Here is a 16,698-nt window from a genome sequence, read left to right as displayed (position 1 = left end):
AATAGAAGCTAATATTACGAGATAAAAAGGCCTTTTTCCGTTAAAATAACTTCATAATTGACAAAAGGGTTGGAAATCAATTCGATTTCCAACCCTTTTGTCTACAGTCTGCAATGAAGAAATTCTTCATTTAACGCTTGTAAAGCATTATATGAAGACCACATCGCATATTTATTACAAAAATGTTTTACTGTTCCCCCTCGACCTTCCCACTATATGACAGACTCTCATACATGACTTTTATAGTGATAAGTATGAAAGTTTGCCTTCAGTTATCTATAAGACAGTTTATTAAGAATATATTCGAATAAAAATCCATTAAAAAACAGAACTTTCGGAAACAGAAATGATATACTTATTACAAGACTTTGCATAGAAGTGCCTAAAGATACAGTCTTTTACAAACGAGCCATTATAATAGAACAGGAGGATTTTATTGAAAAAGATCGTAATTGTAATCCTAACTATGTTAATCGAAACAGGTTTGTTGTGGGCAATCTCTATATTAATCAACTGGGAACTTATGGAGTTTCTTTTCTTAGGAAGTATATTACTATTTGCGATACCGTGGCTGTTCTTATATTTTAATACGCAAAACCAAAACGCATATAACGTCAGCGCAAAAAGAATGACAGGACAGGATACAGGTGGAGTGAAACTGTTTCGATTTCGTTTTTCACCAATTATGACAGGAATAGTGTTATACATGGTATTAAGTTTATGTTTGACGATTTTTCACTATTATGAGTACTTTATTTAACTGTATTATTTCTATCAACAACAAATTCACTCTTAATAGAGCACTAAAGAAACTATAGTGAATGGAGATGAGATTCATAACAACCGTCAAAAAAGTTTTACTTTCATTTTGTCTGATTCTACTTTTTACTTTATCAGCCTGCGAGAAAAGTGAACAATCTCACGAGCACATAGATTTGAAAAATGAACAGCAGAATATAACCTATTCTTTTAACAACCCAAATACAGGGCAAGAATTTACTATCATTCACGCTTACTTGCTATATGAAAATTATTTTGAAGCTGCAAAAGAGAAGCCAGATGAATCACATTATAATTTATACCAACAAGAAGTTATACAGCCTGTATATGAGGCCTGTTTTGAGGACTCGGATTTTGCAGATTCAGCTACTGTACTTAATTGGGTTCCAAGAGAAGCTGATTTTGAAAGTTTTAAGACACAAGTTGAATCAATAAATTCAGATCATTTAAACGAATTATTTGAGGAATCACTTATAAAATCCTCTGACATACTTCCAATAGATGAAAAAACAACAGTATGTGTATTTCCTGAAAATAATAAGCTTCCTTCCGATATGTTCACACTTGAATCCGGGAAAATTATCGTCTTTCATAGTAGGCCCGACATTAGATATAAAACAGGTATGTTCCATGAGTATCATCATAGTGTATGGATGGGAAAACATTATAACAAAAATCATTTCGAAACAGGATTAGATCGCTTAATTGTGGAAGGAGGAGCAATGATGTTTGAAACCTTGGTGTATCCCGATTTAAACCATGTTCATTATTATGTCGATGAAACCTTTAACAAAGAACACTGGAGTAAGGTTGAACCCTATCTTGAGAGTGTTGCAACCTCTGAATTTATTCAGGATATAATGGAAGGTGGCTCTAAAGGCTTCCCTCGCAATTACGGCTATAGCGAAGGATACAAAATGATTAGATCTTACTTAAATGTGTATCCCGATATGAACGTAGAAGAATGGACTTCCAAAAGTCCGAAAGAAATATTTGAAGAAGGGAACTACATAGCAAACTATCAGTAGATTTTTATCAAAGGGCTACAAATTTTTTTGAGTAGTTCTCATTTAACTGTGCGAATCACCTTTTATAGGGAGAGGAAAATAACAAGATTTTAAAGAAATCACTATTCTTTTTTGGAAGCTGTTTAGCAAACCTCCTCTCCTTCTTCTTATGACTAAATTTCGTTTCGGATGGCGGTTATGATTTTCGCTGTTCTATAGCATTTAAACTATCACAAGTAAAACACCCAGCTAAAAAAAATGAGGACACCGAAAATGTCTGTTCATAGTAGTACAAACAATGAGATTTCCCTAAACACGCTTCGGCGCTTGCGGATGCCTCCCGCCATAAGTTATGCAGAAAACCACTCTGCATTAATCTGTCCACCTGCTTCCCATCTTTTTTCAGAAAATATGTTGCTACATAATTACCAATTCTCCATACAACCTACCCCCCTCCTAATCAATTACTTTTTTATAATCATTTATCCAAAAACAACAAAAGGAGTGGCGATATCGCCACTCCTTACTTATCTGCAAGTATTTAATCTTTGTTCTTTAAAAACGGTAAATAAAAACCTAAATTTAAAAACACGATTAAACCAAACATAAAAACGTAAAATAATAGTTCATATAATCACCCCTGAAATTGCCTCCTTTCCGCTCCGCTACCACGAAAAGGCATTGACAAACGCCTAATAAAAAGAAAGAGAGTAACGAAAACGTCACCCTTTAATAACTATATTCCCGCTAAATATCTTCTTCTTTTAAAACTATTTTCATATTTATACTCACTAACTCACTTATCTTCCAAAACACAAAATAATTTATTCTCTCTTCTTTTTCGTAAAGAAAATCCAAAATAATAAAACTGAATATAAAAATAAAATAATAGAAGTAGCCCTAGGAAATCCTCCATTTTTCAGTTGACTAATAATTCCTATTAATGAGTATAAAAGTATGCTAATAATAGCAATTGAAAAAAATGTTGATTTCAAATATTTTTTATCCTTCATAGCACCTACATCTCATATCAAACATATCTCCAATTACGCTTCGGACCTGGAATCGAATCGTAAGCATCCATCATTCTATTGACAAGAACTAAATAATCAACAAATGCTACTATAACTGCGACTATTATTCCCCGAAGTTAGTCAAGATAATTCTGTCACACTGTATTCCAATATGCAACTAAACCTGAGCAGTCAATCCAGCACCCTCCTTTTTTAATCAAATAATTCTTCAAACCAATATCCAAATAAGCCATCACATCAATTGCACCATCCGCGACTTCATCCGAATCCTTAAATTCAGGTGGTGTCCCGATGGTCTACAGTCAAGAAACCTTAAACCTAAGTCCATTTATGGCAATCTACGGTTGTCGTGCCAAAAACAAAACCTTTAAAACGGTGTGGAATTTCAAGGAAAATCCAAATCTTGCCACAAAATCGAAACGAAAAATGATGAATTGAAATATAATTACGGAGTATGATTAGCCACACTCACAGCTCTATTTGGCATGCAAATGTTATGCACAATGGCCATCTTTGCCGTCAATCTCAAACGAATTCTCACCTTAATGAAAGGAGCAGAGTAAGGGATTGTAACGAAATGTCGCCTTTTAAAATTTCAGCACACCTAACAAAATTAATAAACGTAAGTTTTTCAGCAGCCACGCTTAGACCAACCTCTTTTTATTTTATTTAATTAGATCATTAATTGAATTCTCTATTGATGATATTGTGCTTGCATACGAGAAGATAATCAAGATAGCTAAAACTACATATAATGAGACTGTTATAATAGCAGCTTTCTTAAACATCAATCTTTTAAAAGTGACTGTTCCTATTAAACATGTTGCTGTAAATAATAAACCTACATACCAAAGAGTTTTAATGTATGTTATTTTACTTTCTAAAGAAGCTATTTTCAGCTCATCCAGCACATTGTTATTTAATACGACACCTTTACTATTTGCGCCTTTTTCAATTAACACCTCACCGCTCCGTTTTTCAATAGAGTATCCACCGGGGTATATAGTGAAAAAGTGAGTGAGCAAAAAAAGTAGTAGTAAGGATAGCAGTGTAATTATTACCACCCAAAGCCCTTTTTTGTTTTCATTTCGAATTTTCATTACGGTTTCAATGATAACCACCCCTTTAGAAGAAATTAACATCTTCCACCATTATATAATGAGTGGTCGGATTTTTCGAACAGTTATAACAATAGAAAACAATTGATTCATATCTGAACCGATCGCAAGAAATTTATACATTGAACATAAGTTCTTTTCTTCGGACTTCCTCCAAATATCCCCCAACCTTAATAACGGATACAACTTTCTTATGAAGCTTTCTTCTTTAATCACTAATCTTACAAGCGGATTGTTTACATTTCAAAGAACCCTTCTTCTTGTAGTGAGTTTCCGCCACCTTCTGCCCTTAATAGAAATGGTGAACTCTTTAGTTGGCAGAATGAAGCCCACATCAAATAATAGCCATAACAAAAAAACCCCCCATTCAGTTGAATTGGAAGATTATTTTATGTCTTATTACATAATATGTTAGGATAGAAAAAAGGAATCCTGAGCAAGTGACCGAAGCCCTGACAGAATCCCTAATTTCTAAAACCCCTTATAAAATGGATTTTTCATCGTGCTCTTGTACGTCCCAGGAGGGATTCGAACCCCCGACCCACAGCTTAGAAGGCTGTTGCTCTATCCAGCTGAGCTACTGAGACATGTCTTAAGCAACCAATGTTTGCTAACGACAAATTTTATTATAGGCATACTTGGAAGAAATGTCAACGATATTTTTAAACTTTCTTCATTTCCACTCTATCAATTTCTTCAAAAGCCATATTTTTGAATGAAATCCGGATTGTATCTCCCCACTCCACTTCGGCAAAAGTTGCCTGCTTGCCGCCCCTCGGCAATAATGTGCTTCCGGGATTCAAAAACAGAATGCCGTCCTTCATCTCAGCGCCGTATAAATGGGAATGACCGAACAACACAACGTCTGCCTTGTTCTCTAGTGCAGCGTAATACAACGGCAGCAACGTCCGTTTCACATCATGCATATGCCCATGCACCATCAATATCGTTTTCCCGACTACCGACGTCACAACTGTATCAGGAAAAGCAGAGTCAACATCACAATTACCCTTTACAATATGCATCCCTTTTAAAACCGTATCATCTTTTGACAGTTCGCTATCTCCACAATGAAAATAAGCATCCGCTGGCAATTCGGAAACGGCTTTCACCGTTTCCCGATCACCATGCGAGTCACTCATTACAATGATTTTCATCATTCAACACGCCCTTTGCCCAACAAAACAGGCAAATGTTCTTTCAGTTTAGCCAAAGCTGCTCCTCTATGCGAAATTTCTCCTTTTTCCTCAGGAGATAATTCAGCCATCGAACACCTTTTTTCCGGCAAATAGAAAATAGGATCATATCCAAAACCGTTCGTTCCTCGACGTTCCTCCAAAATCAACCCTTCGCAGCTTCCTGAAAACGTCACAGTTTCAACACCTGGTCCTGCAACGGCTAACACGCAGCGGAAACGCGCCGTTCTGTCCGCTTCAGCGACGCCCTGCAGCTCTTTTAAAGCTTTATCAATGTTTGCATCATCATTCTTTTCAAGCCCCGCATAACGCGCTGAATAGACGCCTGGTGCACCAGAAAGCGCATCAATTTCCAAGCCGCTGTCATCCGCAATTACAAGCTTGTCTAATTGTTTGGCGACAGTCTCCGCTTTTAGAATTGCATTTTCCTCAAACGTTGTACCCGTCTCTTCAACGTCAATCTCCTCTTCAAGATCTTTTAACGTAAGCACCCGGATGCCAAAGGGCTTGAACAACGCTTCAAAGTCTTTTGCCTTTCCTGCATTATTCGTTGCAATTAACACTTCATTCATTTTCTGTCACTTCCTTGCCAATCATATCGCTTATTGGGCCTAACACGTCTTTTTGGATGTCAATTAAGTGCTGTATGCCTACTTCTGCCAAATCAATCAACCCATTCATCTCAGCGCGTGTAAATGTCGATTCTTCGCCAGTTCCTTGCATTTCGACAAATTCTCCATTCCCAGTCATCACAATGTTCATATCAACAGCAGCGGATGAGTCTTCCACATAATCTAAATCTAACAACAAAGTACCATCCTCGTTTTTACCTACACTTGTAGCAGCTAAGAAATCCCGGATCGGGAACTTTTTCAATTCCTTCGCTGAAAATAATTTGGAGGCTGCGATTGCCATGGCGACGAAAGCTCCTGTAATGGAAGCTGTTCTCGTTCCGCCGTCAGCTTGGATGACGTCACAATCAATCCAAATCGTCCGCTCTCCTAAAGCCTCCAAATCAGTTACTGCGCGCATCGCTCTGCCGATAAGACGTTGAATCTCCATCGTACGTCCTCCAACTTTGCCACGCGAAGATTCCCGCTGCGTCCTTTGTCCAGTCGCTCGCGGCAACATTGAATACTCAGCTGTCACCCAGCCTTGCCCGCTCCCTCTTAAAAATGGAGGCACACGTTCTTCAATCGTCGCTGTGCATATTACTTTTGTATTCCCAACCGAAATCAATACAGAACCTTCAGGATGCAATAAATAATCCTTTTCTATCGTTACGGGTCTTCCTGTATTTGCGGTTCTTCCATCATGTCTCATCTTGGATAACCTCCACTTTTCATATCAGCATTTATCTTATCATAGTCATTTTCATCAAAGCAAAAACCGCTTCTGCATTTTAGGAAAATAGCATAAGAAAAAGCTAACGGGGGTCATGTCCCCCGTTAGCAGCCTCTTATAATTCTATAAATCTAACATCAGGATCATCAAAGCCAAGCCAGTCTTTCGCTATCGAAATAAAAGGATCCAATTCGCCAGTCGTATAAAATATCGGGGCTTCGCATTGTCCCGATTCATTTGCAATACCGCGATCGTTTAAGACACGCTTTACATCCTGTACTGTCTCATTCGCGGATGAGACGATGGTCGTCCCATGCGGCAAAATCGATTGTATCGGTCCATGCAATAGCGGATAATGTGTGCAACCTAAAATGGCAGTATCGAAATCCACTTCACTTAACGGCTTAAATGTTTCTCTGACGATTGGCAGGATATCTTTCCTGCGGTAGTCTCCACTTTCCACTAAAGGCACGAATTTCGGGCAAGCAAGTGAGATTATGTCAGCTTCTGGAGAAATAGCTGCGATTGCGTTTTCATATGCTCCGCTCTTAATCGTTCCTTCTGTACCTAAAACGACTATTTTCCCGTTTGATGAATTTTGTACAGCAGCCCTTGCACCCGGGGCAATGACACCTAATACAGGAAACGAAAAACATGCCTGCAATTCCTCTAATGCAACAGCTGTTGCGGTATTGCAGGCAATAACAAGCATTTTAATTCCCATATTTGATAGAGCTGATGCCATTTCCATTGTATATTCTCTTACCTCATCGGCTGAACGTGGCCCATATGGACAACGTGCATCATCTCCTATATAAACAATCGGTTCAGCAGGAAGAAGTTTGAGCATTTCTTTTACGACGGTCAATCCGCCGACACCTGAATCAATCACTCCAATTGGAGCAGCTTTTCTATTTTTCACTTTATCGTCATCTCTTTATGCAATTTAGTCAGTAGTCGGGAAAACTCCCCTAATTCATCCTCGTCAAAATCTTTAAGGACTGAACTTAAATACATTCTGCGCTTATCAATCACTTCTTCAATGATTCGTTCGCCTTCACTCAATAGATGTATTCGAACAACTCTGCGGTCTTGATCATCACGTACTCGCTTCACAAGATTATTATTTTCCATGCGATCAACCAAATCAGTTGTAGTGCTAAAAGCTAAGTACATTTTATTTGATAGATCTCCAATTGTCATATCTCCGTGTTCGAACAGCCATTGTAAAGCGACGAATTGCGGAGGAGTGATCGTATAATTGCTAAGTATTTTCCGACCTTGTTGCTTAATGATGCCAGCGATATATCGCAGCTCTTTCTCCATACGGGCGATATTCTCGGTGCCGCCAAGATTCAATCCGTTGTTCTCCGTCACGTAAACCAGCTCCCTGAAACGAATACTTTCTACTTATTGTCACCTTTTTTGCCATAGAACGCAACAAATTTAATCGAATTGCAAGCAGGCATCACAGTTTCAACAGAGAGAGCCGGTAAATATTACGTGCCGATTTACTTCATATAATGAAATTGCCCCTATGCTAAGGTCAATAGCATTATTAGTTCAACTTCAACTCTCCTAATCGCAACAATTCGACAATCGCTTGTGCCCTGCCCGAAACGCCTAACTTCTGTATCGTATTGGAGATATGGTTTCGGACGGTTTTTTCGCTAATGCCGAGCCGTCCCGCGATTTCTTTCGTCGTATGATCATCTACTAAAAGATGAAAGATTTCTCGCTCCCTTGCTGTCAGCAACGAACGGTTTTTCATTTCTTCTGTCAAGACGCGCCCCTCCTATCCACGTTCACTTTACAATATGTTAGGAAGGTTTAGGCTGTGCCGGCTAGTTCATTACTTTATGAAGAAACGCAGATTTTTGTTCCTCGCTCCAAGCAAAGGATTTCCCAGTCTTTCTATCGATTTGGACAATTGTTCCCCGTCCAGTGAAGACAACCTCATTTTTTCGGTTTTTTGCCATATAATGCAAATCAACCGAACTTTTTCCGATCGAATTTGCTTTAACGTAAAGATCAAGATGCTCGTCAAAATATACTTGTTTCAGAAAATCACATTGCAGATCGGCAACGACCGGTATTGTTTGTCCTTTCGGATCTGTCCAATCATCCATTTGACCAACATGCTTCAAATATTCAATTCTTGCATGTTCAAAATATTTGAACGGAACCGTATTATTTAAGTGACCATACATATCCGTTTCAGAAAACCAAACGGATACCGGTACTGAAAATGTAAATTCTTCAACCCATTTTTGCATATCTTCAATATAAGAAATCCCCATATCTCCCACTCCTTTTAAAATGAATGACTATTCATTTTTCTATTATATCAAAGAATTCTGCACAGTACCATTCCTTTTATTGATTATCAAAAACATACAGTTAATATTTTCTTAAACAAACCTCTATAACGCCAACGATTGCCTCCTCCTTGAACCTCGTAATCATGGATGCAGAGAAACGTGGAATAGATTCCTTCTACCAACAACACCATTCTTTTTATATCTTTTAAGGCAAAGACTGTCACTAACGCTATAGACTTGCTCTCAACACCTTGCTTCTGTTTCTAAAGTCCGTTTGCTCGTTACGTCGTTACGAATACAGGAACGCATAAACACTATGGAAAACATATAAAGCGAAATAAAAACTCATAAACTGTGATACATACTCATAAAACGTCCCATAATCGCATAAATTGACATGGATACTCATTACTCCACCTCCCGCCTCTGCAAACGCGCATAGACAGTCAACATCCCCCCCTCCTACAAACCACATTTTCCATCTAATCTAGAAAACAAAAAAATCCCCGCAACCAGATGTTCATCTGGTCACGGGGGTTTTACTATCGACATTAGTCGACCATATGGTCACTTCCGAAGAAGTTTTTAAACATTTGAACTGTAGCAGCACGGTTCATCGCTGCGATGGAAGTTGTCAAAGGAATTCCTTTCGGACATGCAACTACACAGTTTTGCGAGCTTCCGCATTCTGCAATTCCACCGTCTGCCATTAAAGTTTCAAGACGTTCGTCTTTATTCATTGCTCCAGTTGGATGAGAGTTGAAAAGACGAACTTGTGAGATTAAAGCTGGGCCAATAAAGTTTGATTTGTCATTGACGTTCGGGCATGCTTCCAGGCAGACACCACAAGTCATACATTTCGACAATTCGTAAGCCCATTGGCGTTTGCGCTCAGGCATACGAGGACCTTCACCCAAATCGTATGTGCCATCAATCGGAATCCAAGCCTTAACTCGTTTTAGTGAATCAAACATGAATTCACGGTCAACTACTAAGTCACGAACGACTGGGAATGTTCTCATCGGCTCCAAGCGGATCGGCTGAGTAAGCTGATCTACCAATGCTGTACAAGATTGGCGAGGACGTCCGTTGATCACCATTGAACATGCGCCGCAAACTTCTTCAAGGCAGTTCATGTCCCAATTGACAGGTGTCGTTTTCTTCCCTTCAGCGTTTACCGGGTTACGACGGATTTCCATAAGAGCGGAAATGACGTTCATGTTCGGTCTATAAGGGATTTCGAATCTTTCCATATATGGTTTCGAGTCCGGCGTATCTTGACGCTGAATCTCGAAAATGACTGTTTTCTTTGCAACTTGCTGTTCTTGAACAGCTGTTTGCTCACTCATTTGTGTCAGTCCTCCTTCTTCGCAGAATAGTCACGTTTACGTGGCGGAATTAAGGATACATCCACATCTTCATAAGAAAGGATCGGTGCAGATTTCCCATCAAACTCTGCGATCGTCGTTTTCAAGAAGTTTTCGTCGTCACGGTTCGGGAATTCTGGTTTGTAATGGGCACCGCGGCTTTCGTTACGATTCAACGCACCTAAAGTGATTACACGTGCTAAGTATAGCATGTTCTTCAACTGGCGTGTAAATGTCGCGCCTTGGTTAGACCATTGTTGCGTATCTGTGATGTTAATGTTTTCATAACGTTCAAGAAGCTCTTGAATCTTATTGTCTGTTTCTTGCAATTTATCATTGTAACGAACAACCGTTACGTTATCCGTCATAATTTCACCAAGTTCTCTATGCAGCATGTACGCATTTTCGTTGCCGTCCATCTTCAATGTAGCATCCCATTTTTGCTGTTCGTCTTTCACAGCTGTATCGAATAGTGTTGAAGGCAGATCGTCTGCTGAACGTTTAATGCCACGCATATATTTAACCGCTTCCGGACCTGCAACCATTCCGCCGTAAATCGCAGATAGTAAAGAGTTCGCTCCAAGACGGTTCGCACCATGTTGTGAGTAGTCACATTCACCCGCTGCAAATAATCCAGGGATGCTCGTATGCTGCTCGTAATCTACCCATAATCCACCCATTGAATAATGGACTGCAGGGAAGATTTTCATAGGTAATTTGCGTGGGTCATCGCCAGTGAATTTTTCATAAATTTCAATAATGCCGCCAAGTTTAATATCAAGCTCATGCGGATCCTTATGGGAAAGGTCAAGGTATACCATGTTTTCCCCATTAATACCTAATTTTTGGTTTACGCAGACATCAAAAATTTCACGTGTCGCAATGTCACGTGGTACTAAATTTCCGTAATCCGGATATTTTTCTTCAAGGAAGTACCATGGTTTACCATCTTTATATGTCCAAATACGGCCACCTTCACCACGTGCAGATTCACTCATGAGACGAAGCTTGTCATCTCCCGGAATTGCTGTCGGGTGAATTTGGATGAATTCACCATTTGCGTATTTAGCACCTTGCTGATAAACGATAGAAGCGGCAGAACCTGTATTGATTACTGAGTTCGTCGATTTACCAAAGATGATTCCAGGACCGCCAGTCGCCATAATGACAGCGTCTGCCGGGAATGCTTTGATCTCCATGGATTTCATGTTTTGTGCTTTGATGCCTCGGCAAATGCCTTCGTCATCCATAATGATACCAAGGAATTCCCAGTGTTCGTACTTTTGAACAAGACCCGCAACTTCATGGCGACGAACTTGTTCATCTAATGCATATAGAAGCTGTTGTCCAGTTGTTGCACCAGCAAATGCGGTACGGTGATGCAATGTACCACCGAAACGACGGAAATCCAATAGTCCTTCAGGTGTACGGTTAAACATAACACCCATGCGGTCCATTAAGTGGATAATTCCCGGAGCTGCCTCAGTCATCGCTTTGACTGGAGGTTGGTTTGCCAAGAAGTCCCCGCCATATACAGTGTCATCAAAGTGGATATACGGAGAGTCGCCCTCACCTTTTGTATTTACTGCACCATTAATACCGCCTTGGGCACAAACGGAGTGGGAGCGTTTCACCGGAACGAGAGAGAATAGGTCGACCGCGACCCCTTCTTCTGCAGCTTTGATAGTTGCCATCAAGCCGGCAAGACCGCCGCCGACGACAATCAATCTGCCTTTAGCCATTATTGTTTCACTCCTCAATTTTACATAATCTAATTATTATAGTTGATATCGTATTAAACGAATGCCAACAATGCTCTTACACCAATTACTGAAAGCGCCAAGAAAGCGATGATTGTAACGTATGTAACAATCTTTTGCGAACGCGGCGATTGAGTAATTCCCCATTGGTAACAGAACGACCATAGCCCGTTCGCCAAGTGGAATGTCGCAGACAGCACACCTGCAATATAGAAAATGAGCATGAACGGATTCGATAGGATATCAGCCATCATATCGAAGTTCACTTCAGTTCCAAGTGCTTTCTGGATTCTCGTTTCGTAAATATGCCATGCAATAAAAATGACAAGGAATACCCCCGTCACACGTTGCAATAAGAACATCCAGTTGCGGAATGTTCCGTAGCGCTGAACATTGTTTTTCGCAGTGAAAGCTATGTACACACCATAAAACGCATGGAACATTAACGGAATATAAATAATGAACCATTCTAAAAAGAGGACAAACGGCAAGTTGCCCATAAAGTTGGATGCATTATTAAACGCTTCTTCACCGCGGGTTGCAAAATGGTTGACGACCAAGTGTTGAGTGACAAATAGCCCAACCGGAATGACACCTAACAATGAATGCAAACGGCGCAAGTAAAAATCTGATTCTCTCGACAAGTCTTTACCCTCCCTTATTAATGAGTCTGCCCCAAACGTGTCATTTTTGACAAACTGTGAACGTTGACGGCATGCCTCTTCATGGTACAATATAATAACATGTTCATTGTACTCCTCACTTTTGAGCAGGTCAAGGTGATGTGAACTTTTATCGACAAATTCACCGTAGAAACTTTAATATTTGACTTTATCCGAAAGGACTGCATCTTGTTGGACAACACAAACACTGAAACAGTTACCCAATTGGGGTACGACATTATTAGGGATCATGTGCTTCCTAATATCCTTGGAAAACATGAGGACGATATCCTATATTGGGCAGGAAAAGATATCGCACGCAAGTTTCCGATCTTCTCAGTCGATGAGATCCCCGATTTTTTTAGAGAGGCCGGTTGGGGCTCACTCCGGACTGTTGAAAAGTCTTCGAAGGACGAAGCCCTTTTTTTATTGGAAAATCTTCCTGAGACTTTATTAGAAAAAAGATCCTATCAATTGGAAGCTGGTTTCATAGCCGAACAGTTTCAAAAGCTGAATGGCTATTTGACTGAATGTTACGGAGAAAAAGCTATGAAAGAACGGGCAGTCCGCTTCCAAGTCAAATGGGACTTGAAAACGAAAATGTAACCCATCTTCCTTATTGTTCAGTTTTTTCAGCCCGGAAATGTGCAAATACGTCTTCCGCCACTTTTTGCGGAAGACTTGCAGCCCGCAATTCTTCCACCGATGCTTCTCGAATTTTCTTCATTGAACCGAAATGCTTCAGCAATTGCTTTTTTCGTTTCGGACCTACCCCTTTCAAATTATCCAAAGCAGAAGTTAGTGCTGTTTGATCACGTCGTTGACGATGAAATGTAATCGCAAATCTGTGAACTTCATCTTGAATTCGCTGCAATAAATAAAACGCTTCGCTCGTCTTCTTCAATGGAATAACCTCTATCGGGTTGCCATATAGCAATTGTGCCGTCTGGTGCTTATCGTCTTTAGCCAAACCCGCGATCGGAATCGACAGTCCTAATTCATCTTCAACAACTTCACGCGCAATTTCCATTTGCCCTTTCCCACCATCTATCAAAATGAGATCCGGCAAAGGCAAATCTTCTTTCAGAACTCGGATATATCGTCTTCTTACTACTTCACGCATCGCCCCATAATCATCGTGAGCAGCTGCTGTTCGTGTTTTATATTTCCGATAATCTTTCCGATTCGGCTTGCCATCGACGAAAGAAACCATAGCCGACACAGCATCCACTCCTCCCGTATGGGAGTTGTCGAACGCTTCAATGCGCAATGGAACAGCGATGCCCATCGCTTCTCCCAATTCTTCGCAAGCTCCGACCGTCCTTTGCTCTTGCCGCTCGATAAGCTGGAATTTCTCTCGCAACGAAATTTTCGCATTTTTTATGGATAATTGGACCAAGTCTTTCTTCTTTCCACGTTGCGGGATGAAAACATTCACTTGCAATAATTGCTGGACAATTTCACGGTCGACTCCTTCTGGCAATAGAATCTCTTTCGGGAGCAAATGGCCGCTTTTGCCATAAAACTGACCGATAAATGTCAATAATTCCTCCTGTGGATCTTGATATAGCGGGAAAATAGAGACATCGCGCTCAATCAATTTTCCTTGCCGGACAAAAAACACTTGGACGCACATCCAACCTTTTTCCACAGCATAGCCGAACACATCTCGGTCCGTGAAATCATTCATCATCATCGTTTGCTTTTCCATAACCGCTTCAATATTTGCAATTTGATCACGATATTCTTTCGCTCTTTCGAACTCTAAATCGGCGGCAGCCGCATTCATTTTCTCTTGTAGATTTTTTTTGACGGTCTTGTACCCGCCATTTAAAAACTTGCTAATATCATCGATCATTTCTTTATACGTATCCACTGGCACTTCATTGACACAAGGCGCCAAACATTGACCCAAATGATAATATAGGCAAACTCGATCCGGCAATGAGTGGCATTTTCGGTACGGATATAGCCGATCCAATAGCTTTTTCGTTTCATGTGCTGCCGTTGCATTAGGATAGGGGCCGAAATATTTCCCTTTATCTTTTTTCAGCTGTCTCGTTACAATCAATTTCGGATGACGTTCAGCAGTGATTTTTAAATAAGGATAGGTTTTGTCATCTTTCAGCATAATGTTATATTTCGGGTCGTATTGCTTAATGAGGTTTAACTCCAAAATAAGCGCTTCGATGTCAGATGACGTGATGATATATTCAAAATCTTCAATTTCCCCAACAAGCCTTTGCGTTTTGGCGTCATGGGAACCTGTAAAATAGCTTCGCACCCTGTTTTTCAATATTTTGGCTTTCCCGACATAGATGATCGTGCCTTGCCGATCTTTCATAAGATAGCAGCCAGGTAAGTCCGGAAGCAGCGATAATTTATGTTCAATCAATTCATTCATCATTTTCACCTACCAAAAAACCGGGACTCCTTTTAGGCTCCCGGTTTTTAGTCTTTTGATTGCTCGAACAGCAATTAAGCGTGTTTTTCAATCAAAGCTGATAGCTGTTCTTTCGGTTGGAAACCGACTACTTTGTCAACGATTTCTCCATCCTTAAATAGAACGAGCGTCGGAATAGACATTATGCCGAATTCACCAGCTGTCGCTTGGTTTTCATCCACGTCCACTTTAACAATTTTCGCTTTGCCGTTAAGGTCTCCATCCAACTCTTCAAGGACAGGTGCAATCATTTTGCAAGGTCCGCACCATGTTGCCCAGAAATCCACAAGGACAAGGCCTTCTTTTGTTTGTTCTTTAAAATCTTGGTCAGTTGCATGAACGATTGCCATTTGTAATTTCCTCCTTTAATAAAACCACTATGCCTGCATTATATCACGGGCGATTCGCGCGGGCTAAACATCTGCTTCCAACGACATCGACTGTTGTGAAATATGCACGCAAAAGCAAGGGGCCCCAAGTGAAAAGGGGCCCACCGACACTTAACCTTTAATTTTCTTAATCTCTTCGATCATCATAGGAATTACTTCAAATAAATCTCCTACAATTCCATAGTCTGCTACTTTGAAAATATTCGCTTCTGGATCTTTATTGATCGCCACGATAATTTTCGAGTTGGACATTCCAGCCATATGCTGAATGGCTCCAGAAATTCCTGCAGCAATGTAAAGATCTGGCGTAACGACTTTCCCTGTTTGACCGATTTGCAATGAATAATCGCAATAATCCGCATCACATGCACCACGAGAAGCCCCTACTGCACCGCCTAACAGTTGCGCTAATTCCTCAAGCGGTTTGAATCCGTCTGCACTCTTGACGCCACGTCCACCTGCTACGACGACTTTCGCTTCAGATAAATCTACACCTTCTGTTGACTTGCGGACAACCTCGCTAATGACAGAGCGTAAATTCGCAATATCAACTGATACAGAAGAAATATCACCAGTACGGCCCTCATCTTTTGTAAGCGATTCAATATTGTTCGGACGAATCGTGAAGAACAACAATCCTTCTTTATTCTTCACTTTTTCAAATGCTTTACCTGAATAGATCGGGCGGATGAATACCGCATCATCACCATCCCCTTCAATCGCTGTAACATCGGAAATTAGCCCTGTATCCAGTTTACTTGCGATCTTAGGAGAAAGGTCTTTGCCCATTGCCGTATGGCCAAAGACAATTGCTTCCGGCTTTTCCTGTTCATATACTTCCATGAACGCTTGACCGAAACCGTCAGATGTATAATGTTTTAAATGCGGATGTTCGACAGTAACGACTCGGTCCGCACCATATTTTATCAATTCTTCCCCCATTGATTGGACAGCATCACCGAACAGTAGACTAACAATTTCCCCACCATCTGCTACCTGTTTCGCTGCCGCAATCGCTTCAAACGATACGTTTCGCAATGCTCCTTCACGAGCTTCTCCAAGCACTAAGACTTTTTTAGACATATAGAGTCCCCTCCTAATACGTATTGAACTAAATCCAGCAAAAATTTATTTGTACTGAAGTGAAGCGGCACATACAGTAGTCCTCCGTTACTTTTAACTACGGTATGTCAACTGCATCTGCATTTCAAACGAGCGGGAGATCATGCTCCCTAAACGTTTACCATTCCTAAGAAAAAGTGCTACGTCCCTAACTT

At 40.4% G+C, this 16,698-nt stretch carries 17 protein-coding genes and 1 tRNA gene; 3 read left to right on the top strand and 15 right to left on the bottom strand.

Annotation, left to right across the window (positions count from 1 at the left end; genetic code table 11):
* Positions 1 to 436 precede the first annotated feature (436 nt).
* Positions 437 to 760 carry a hypothetical protein gene (locus WFH04_RS15210; RefSeq protein ID WP_336824904.1) on the top strand — a complete coding sequence of 108 codons (324 nt, stop codon included), beginning with the start codon at positions 437 to 439 and terminating at the stop codon, positions 758 to 760.
* A 175-nt stretch (positions 761 to 935) separates the two neighbouring features.
* Complete coding sequence (locus tag WFH04_RS15205; RefSeq protein WP_336824903.1) at positions 936 to 1,808, top strand: DUF2268 domain-containing putative Zn-dependent protease; 873 nt, start codon at positions 936 to 938, stop codon at positions 1,806 to 1,808.
* Between the two features lie 1,678 nt (positions 1,809 to 3,486).
* Here WFH04_RS15205 and WFH04_RS15200 read toward each other — a convergent pair.
* The 12 genes from WFH04_RS15200 to WFH04_RS15145 form a co-directional block, all read right to left on the bottom strand.
* Entirely contained in the window at positions 3,487 to 3,963 is a 477-nt protein-coding gene (locus WFH04_RS15200) for a hypothetical protein (RefSeq protein WP_336824902.1), read from the bottom strand.
* Between the two features lie 489 nt (positions 3,964 to 4,452).
* Positions 4,453 to 4,526: transfer RNA gene (locus WFH04_RS15195), tRNA-Arg, on the bottom strand.
* A 75-nt stretch (positions 4,527 to 4,601) separates the two neighbouring features.
* The gene (locus tag WFH04_RS15190) at positions 4,602 to 5,099 is read right to left on the bottom strand and encodes a metallophosphoesterase (RefSeq protein WP_336824901.1); all 498 of its coding nucleotides are present in this window, start codon (positions 5,097 to 5,099) and stop codon (positions 4,602 to 4,604) included.
* A complete protein-coding gene (locus tag WFH04_RS15185) occupies positions 5,096 to 5,707 on the bottom strand; it encodes an XTP/dITP diphosphatase (protein ID WP_336824900.1) in 612 nt (203 codons plus the stop codon). The genes WFH04_RS15190 and WFH04_RS15185 overlap by 4 nt, the downstream gene beginning before the upstream one ends.
* A complete protein-coding gene (gene rph / locus WFH04_RS15180; protein ID WP_336824899.1) occupies positions 5,700 to 6,458 on the bottom strand; it encodes a ribonuclease PH in 759 nt (252 codons plus the stop codon). The genes WFH04_RS15185 and rph overlap by 8 nt, the downstream gene beginning before the upstream one ends.
* A gap of 136 nt (positions 6,459 to 6,594) precedes the next feature.
* Positions 6,595 to 7,401 carry a glutamate racemase gene (gene racE, locus WFH04_RS15175; RefSeq protein WP_336824898.1) on the bottom strand — a complete coding sequence of 269 codons (807 nt, stop codon included), beginning with the start codon at positions 7,399 to 7,401 and terminating at the stop codon, positions 6,595 to 6,597.
* On the bottom strand, positions 7,398 to 7,805 hold the full coding sequence (locus WFH04_RS15170) for a MarR family winged helix-turn-helix transcriptional regulator (RefSeq protein WP_336824905.1): 408 nt from the start codon (positions 7,803 to 7,805) through the stop codon (positions 7,398 to 7,400). Before WFH04_RS15170 ends, racE begins: the two co-directional genes overlap by 4 nt.
* A 232-nt stretch (positions 7,806 to 8,037) precedes the next feature.
* Positions 8,038 to 8,250 carry a helix-turn-helix domain-containing protein gene (locus WFH04_RS15165; RefSeq protein ID WP_060204861.1) on the bottom strand — a complete coding sequence of 71 codons (213 nt, stop codon included), beginning with the start codon at positions 8,248 to 8,250 and terminating at the stop codon, positions 8,038 to 8,040.
* A 73-nt stretch (positions 8,251 to 8,323) separates the two neighbouring features.
* On the bottom strand, positions 8,324 to 8,779 hold the full coding sequence (locus WFH04_RS15160; protein WP_336824897.1) for an acyl-CoA thioesterase: 456 nt from the start codon (positions 8,777 to 8,779) through the stop codon (positions 8,324 to 8,326).
* Between the two features lie 572 nt (positions 8,780 to 9,351).
* Positions 9,352 to 10,149, bottom strand: coding sequence for a succinate dehydrogenase iron-sulfur subunit (sdhB, locus tag WFH04_RS15155; protein ID WP_336824896.1), 798 nt, complete (start codon positions 10,147 to 10,149; stop codon positions 9,352 to 9,354).
* A 5-nt stretch (positions 10,150 to 10,154) separates the two neighbouring features.
* Positions 10,155 to 11,909 (bottom strand): succinate dehydrogenase flavoprotein subunit, encoded by a 1,755-nt coding sequence (gene sdhA / locus WFH04_RS15150; protein WP_336824895.1) that lies wholly within the window; start codon positions 11,907 to 11,909, stop codon positions 10,155 to 10,157.
* Between the two features lie 53 nt (positions 11,910 to 11,962).
* On the bottom strand, positions 11,963 to 12,571 hold the full coding sequence (locus tag WFH04_RS15145; RefSeq protein ID WP_336824894.1) for a succinate dehydrogenase cytochrome b558 subunit: 609 nt from the start codon (positions 12,569 to 12,571) through the stop codon (positions 11,963 to 11,965).
* A 210-nt stretch (positions 12,572 to 12,781) separates the two neighbouring features.
* Here WFH04_RS15145 and WFH04_RS15140 point away from each other — a divergent pair, with 210 nt between their 5' ends.
* On the top strand, positions 12,782 to 13,195 hold the full coding sequence (locus tag WFH04_RS15140) for a YslB family protein (RefSeq protein ID WP_336824893.1): 414 nt from the start codon (positions 12,782 to 12,784) through the stop codon (positions 13,193 to 13,195).
* A gap of 10 nt (positions 13,196 to 13,205) precedes the next feature.
* Here WFH04_RS15140 and uvrC read toward each other — a convergent pair whose 3' ends face one another.
* From uvrC to WFH04_RS15125, 3 genes are all read right to left on the bottom strand, one after another.
* Positions 13,206 to 14,993: an excinuclease ABC subunit UvrC gene (gene uvrC / locus WFH04_RS15135; RefSeq protein ID WP_336824892.1), complete on the bottom strand. Its 1,788-nt coding sequence runs from the start codon at positions 14,991 to 14,993 to the stop codon at positions 13,206 to 13,208.
* A gap of 74 nt (positions 14,994 to 15,067) precedes the next feature.
* Entirely contained in the window at positions 15,068 to 15,382 is a 315-nt protein-coding gene (trxA, locus tag WFH04_RS15130; protein WP_336824891.1) for a thioredoxin, read from the bottom strand.
* A gap of 150 nt (positions 15,383 to 15,532) precedes the next feature.
* Entirely contained in the window at positions 15,533 to 16,504 is a 972-nt protein-coding gene (locus WFH04_RS15125) for an electron transfer flavoprotein subunit alpha/FixB family protein (protein WP_336824890.1), read from the bottom strand.
* Positions 16,505 to 16,698 lie beyond the last annotated feature (194 nt).

The organism is Sporosarcina sp. USHLN248 (genome assembly GCF_037144575.1).
Lineage (GTDB): Bacteria > Bacillota > Bacilli > Bacillales_A > Planococcaceae > Sporosarcina > Sporosarcina contaminans.
This window is presented reverse-complemented; position numbering and strand designations above follow the sequence as displayed.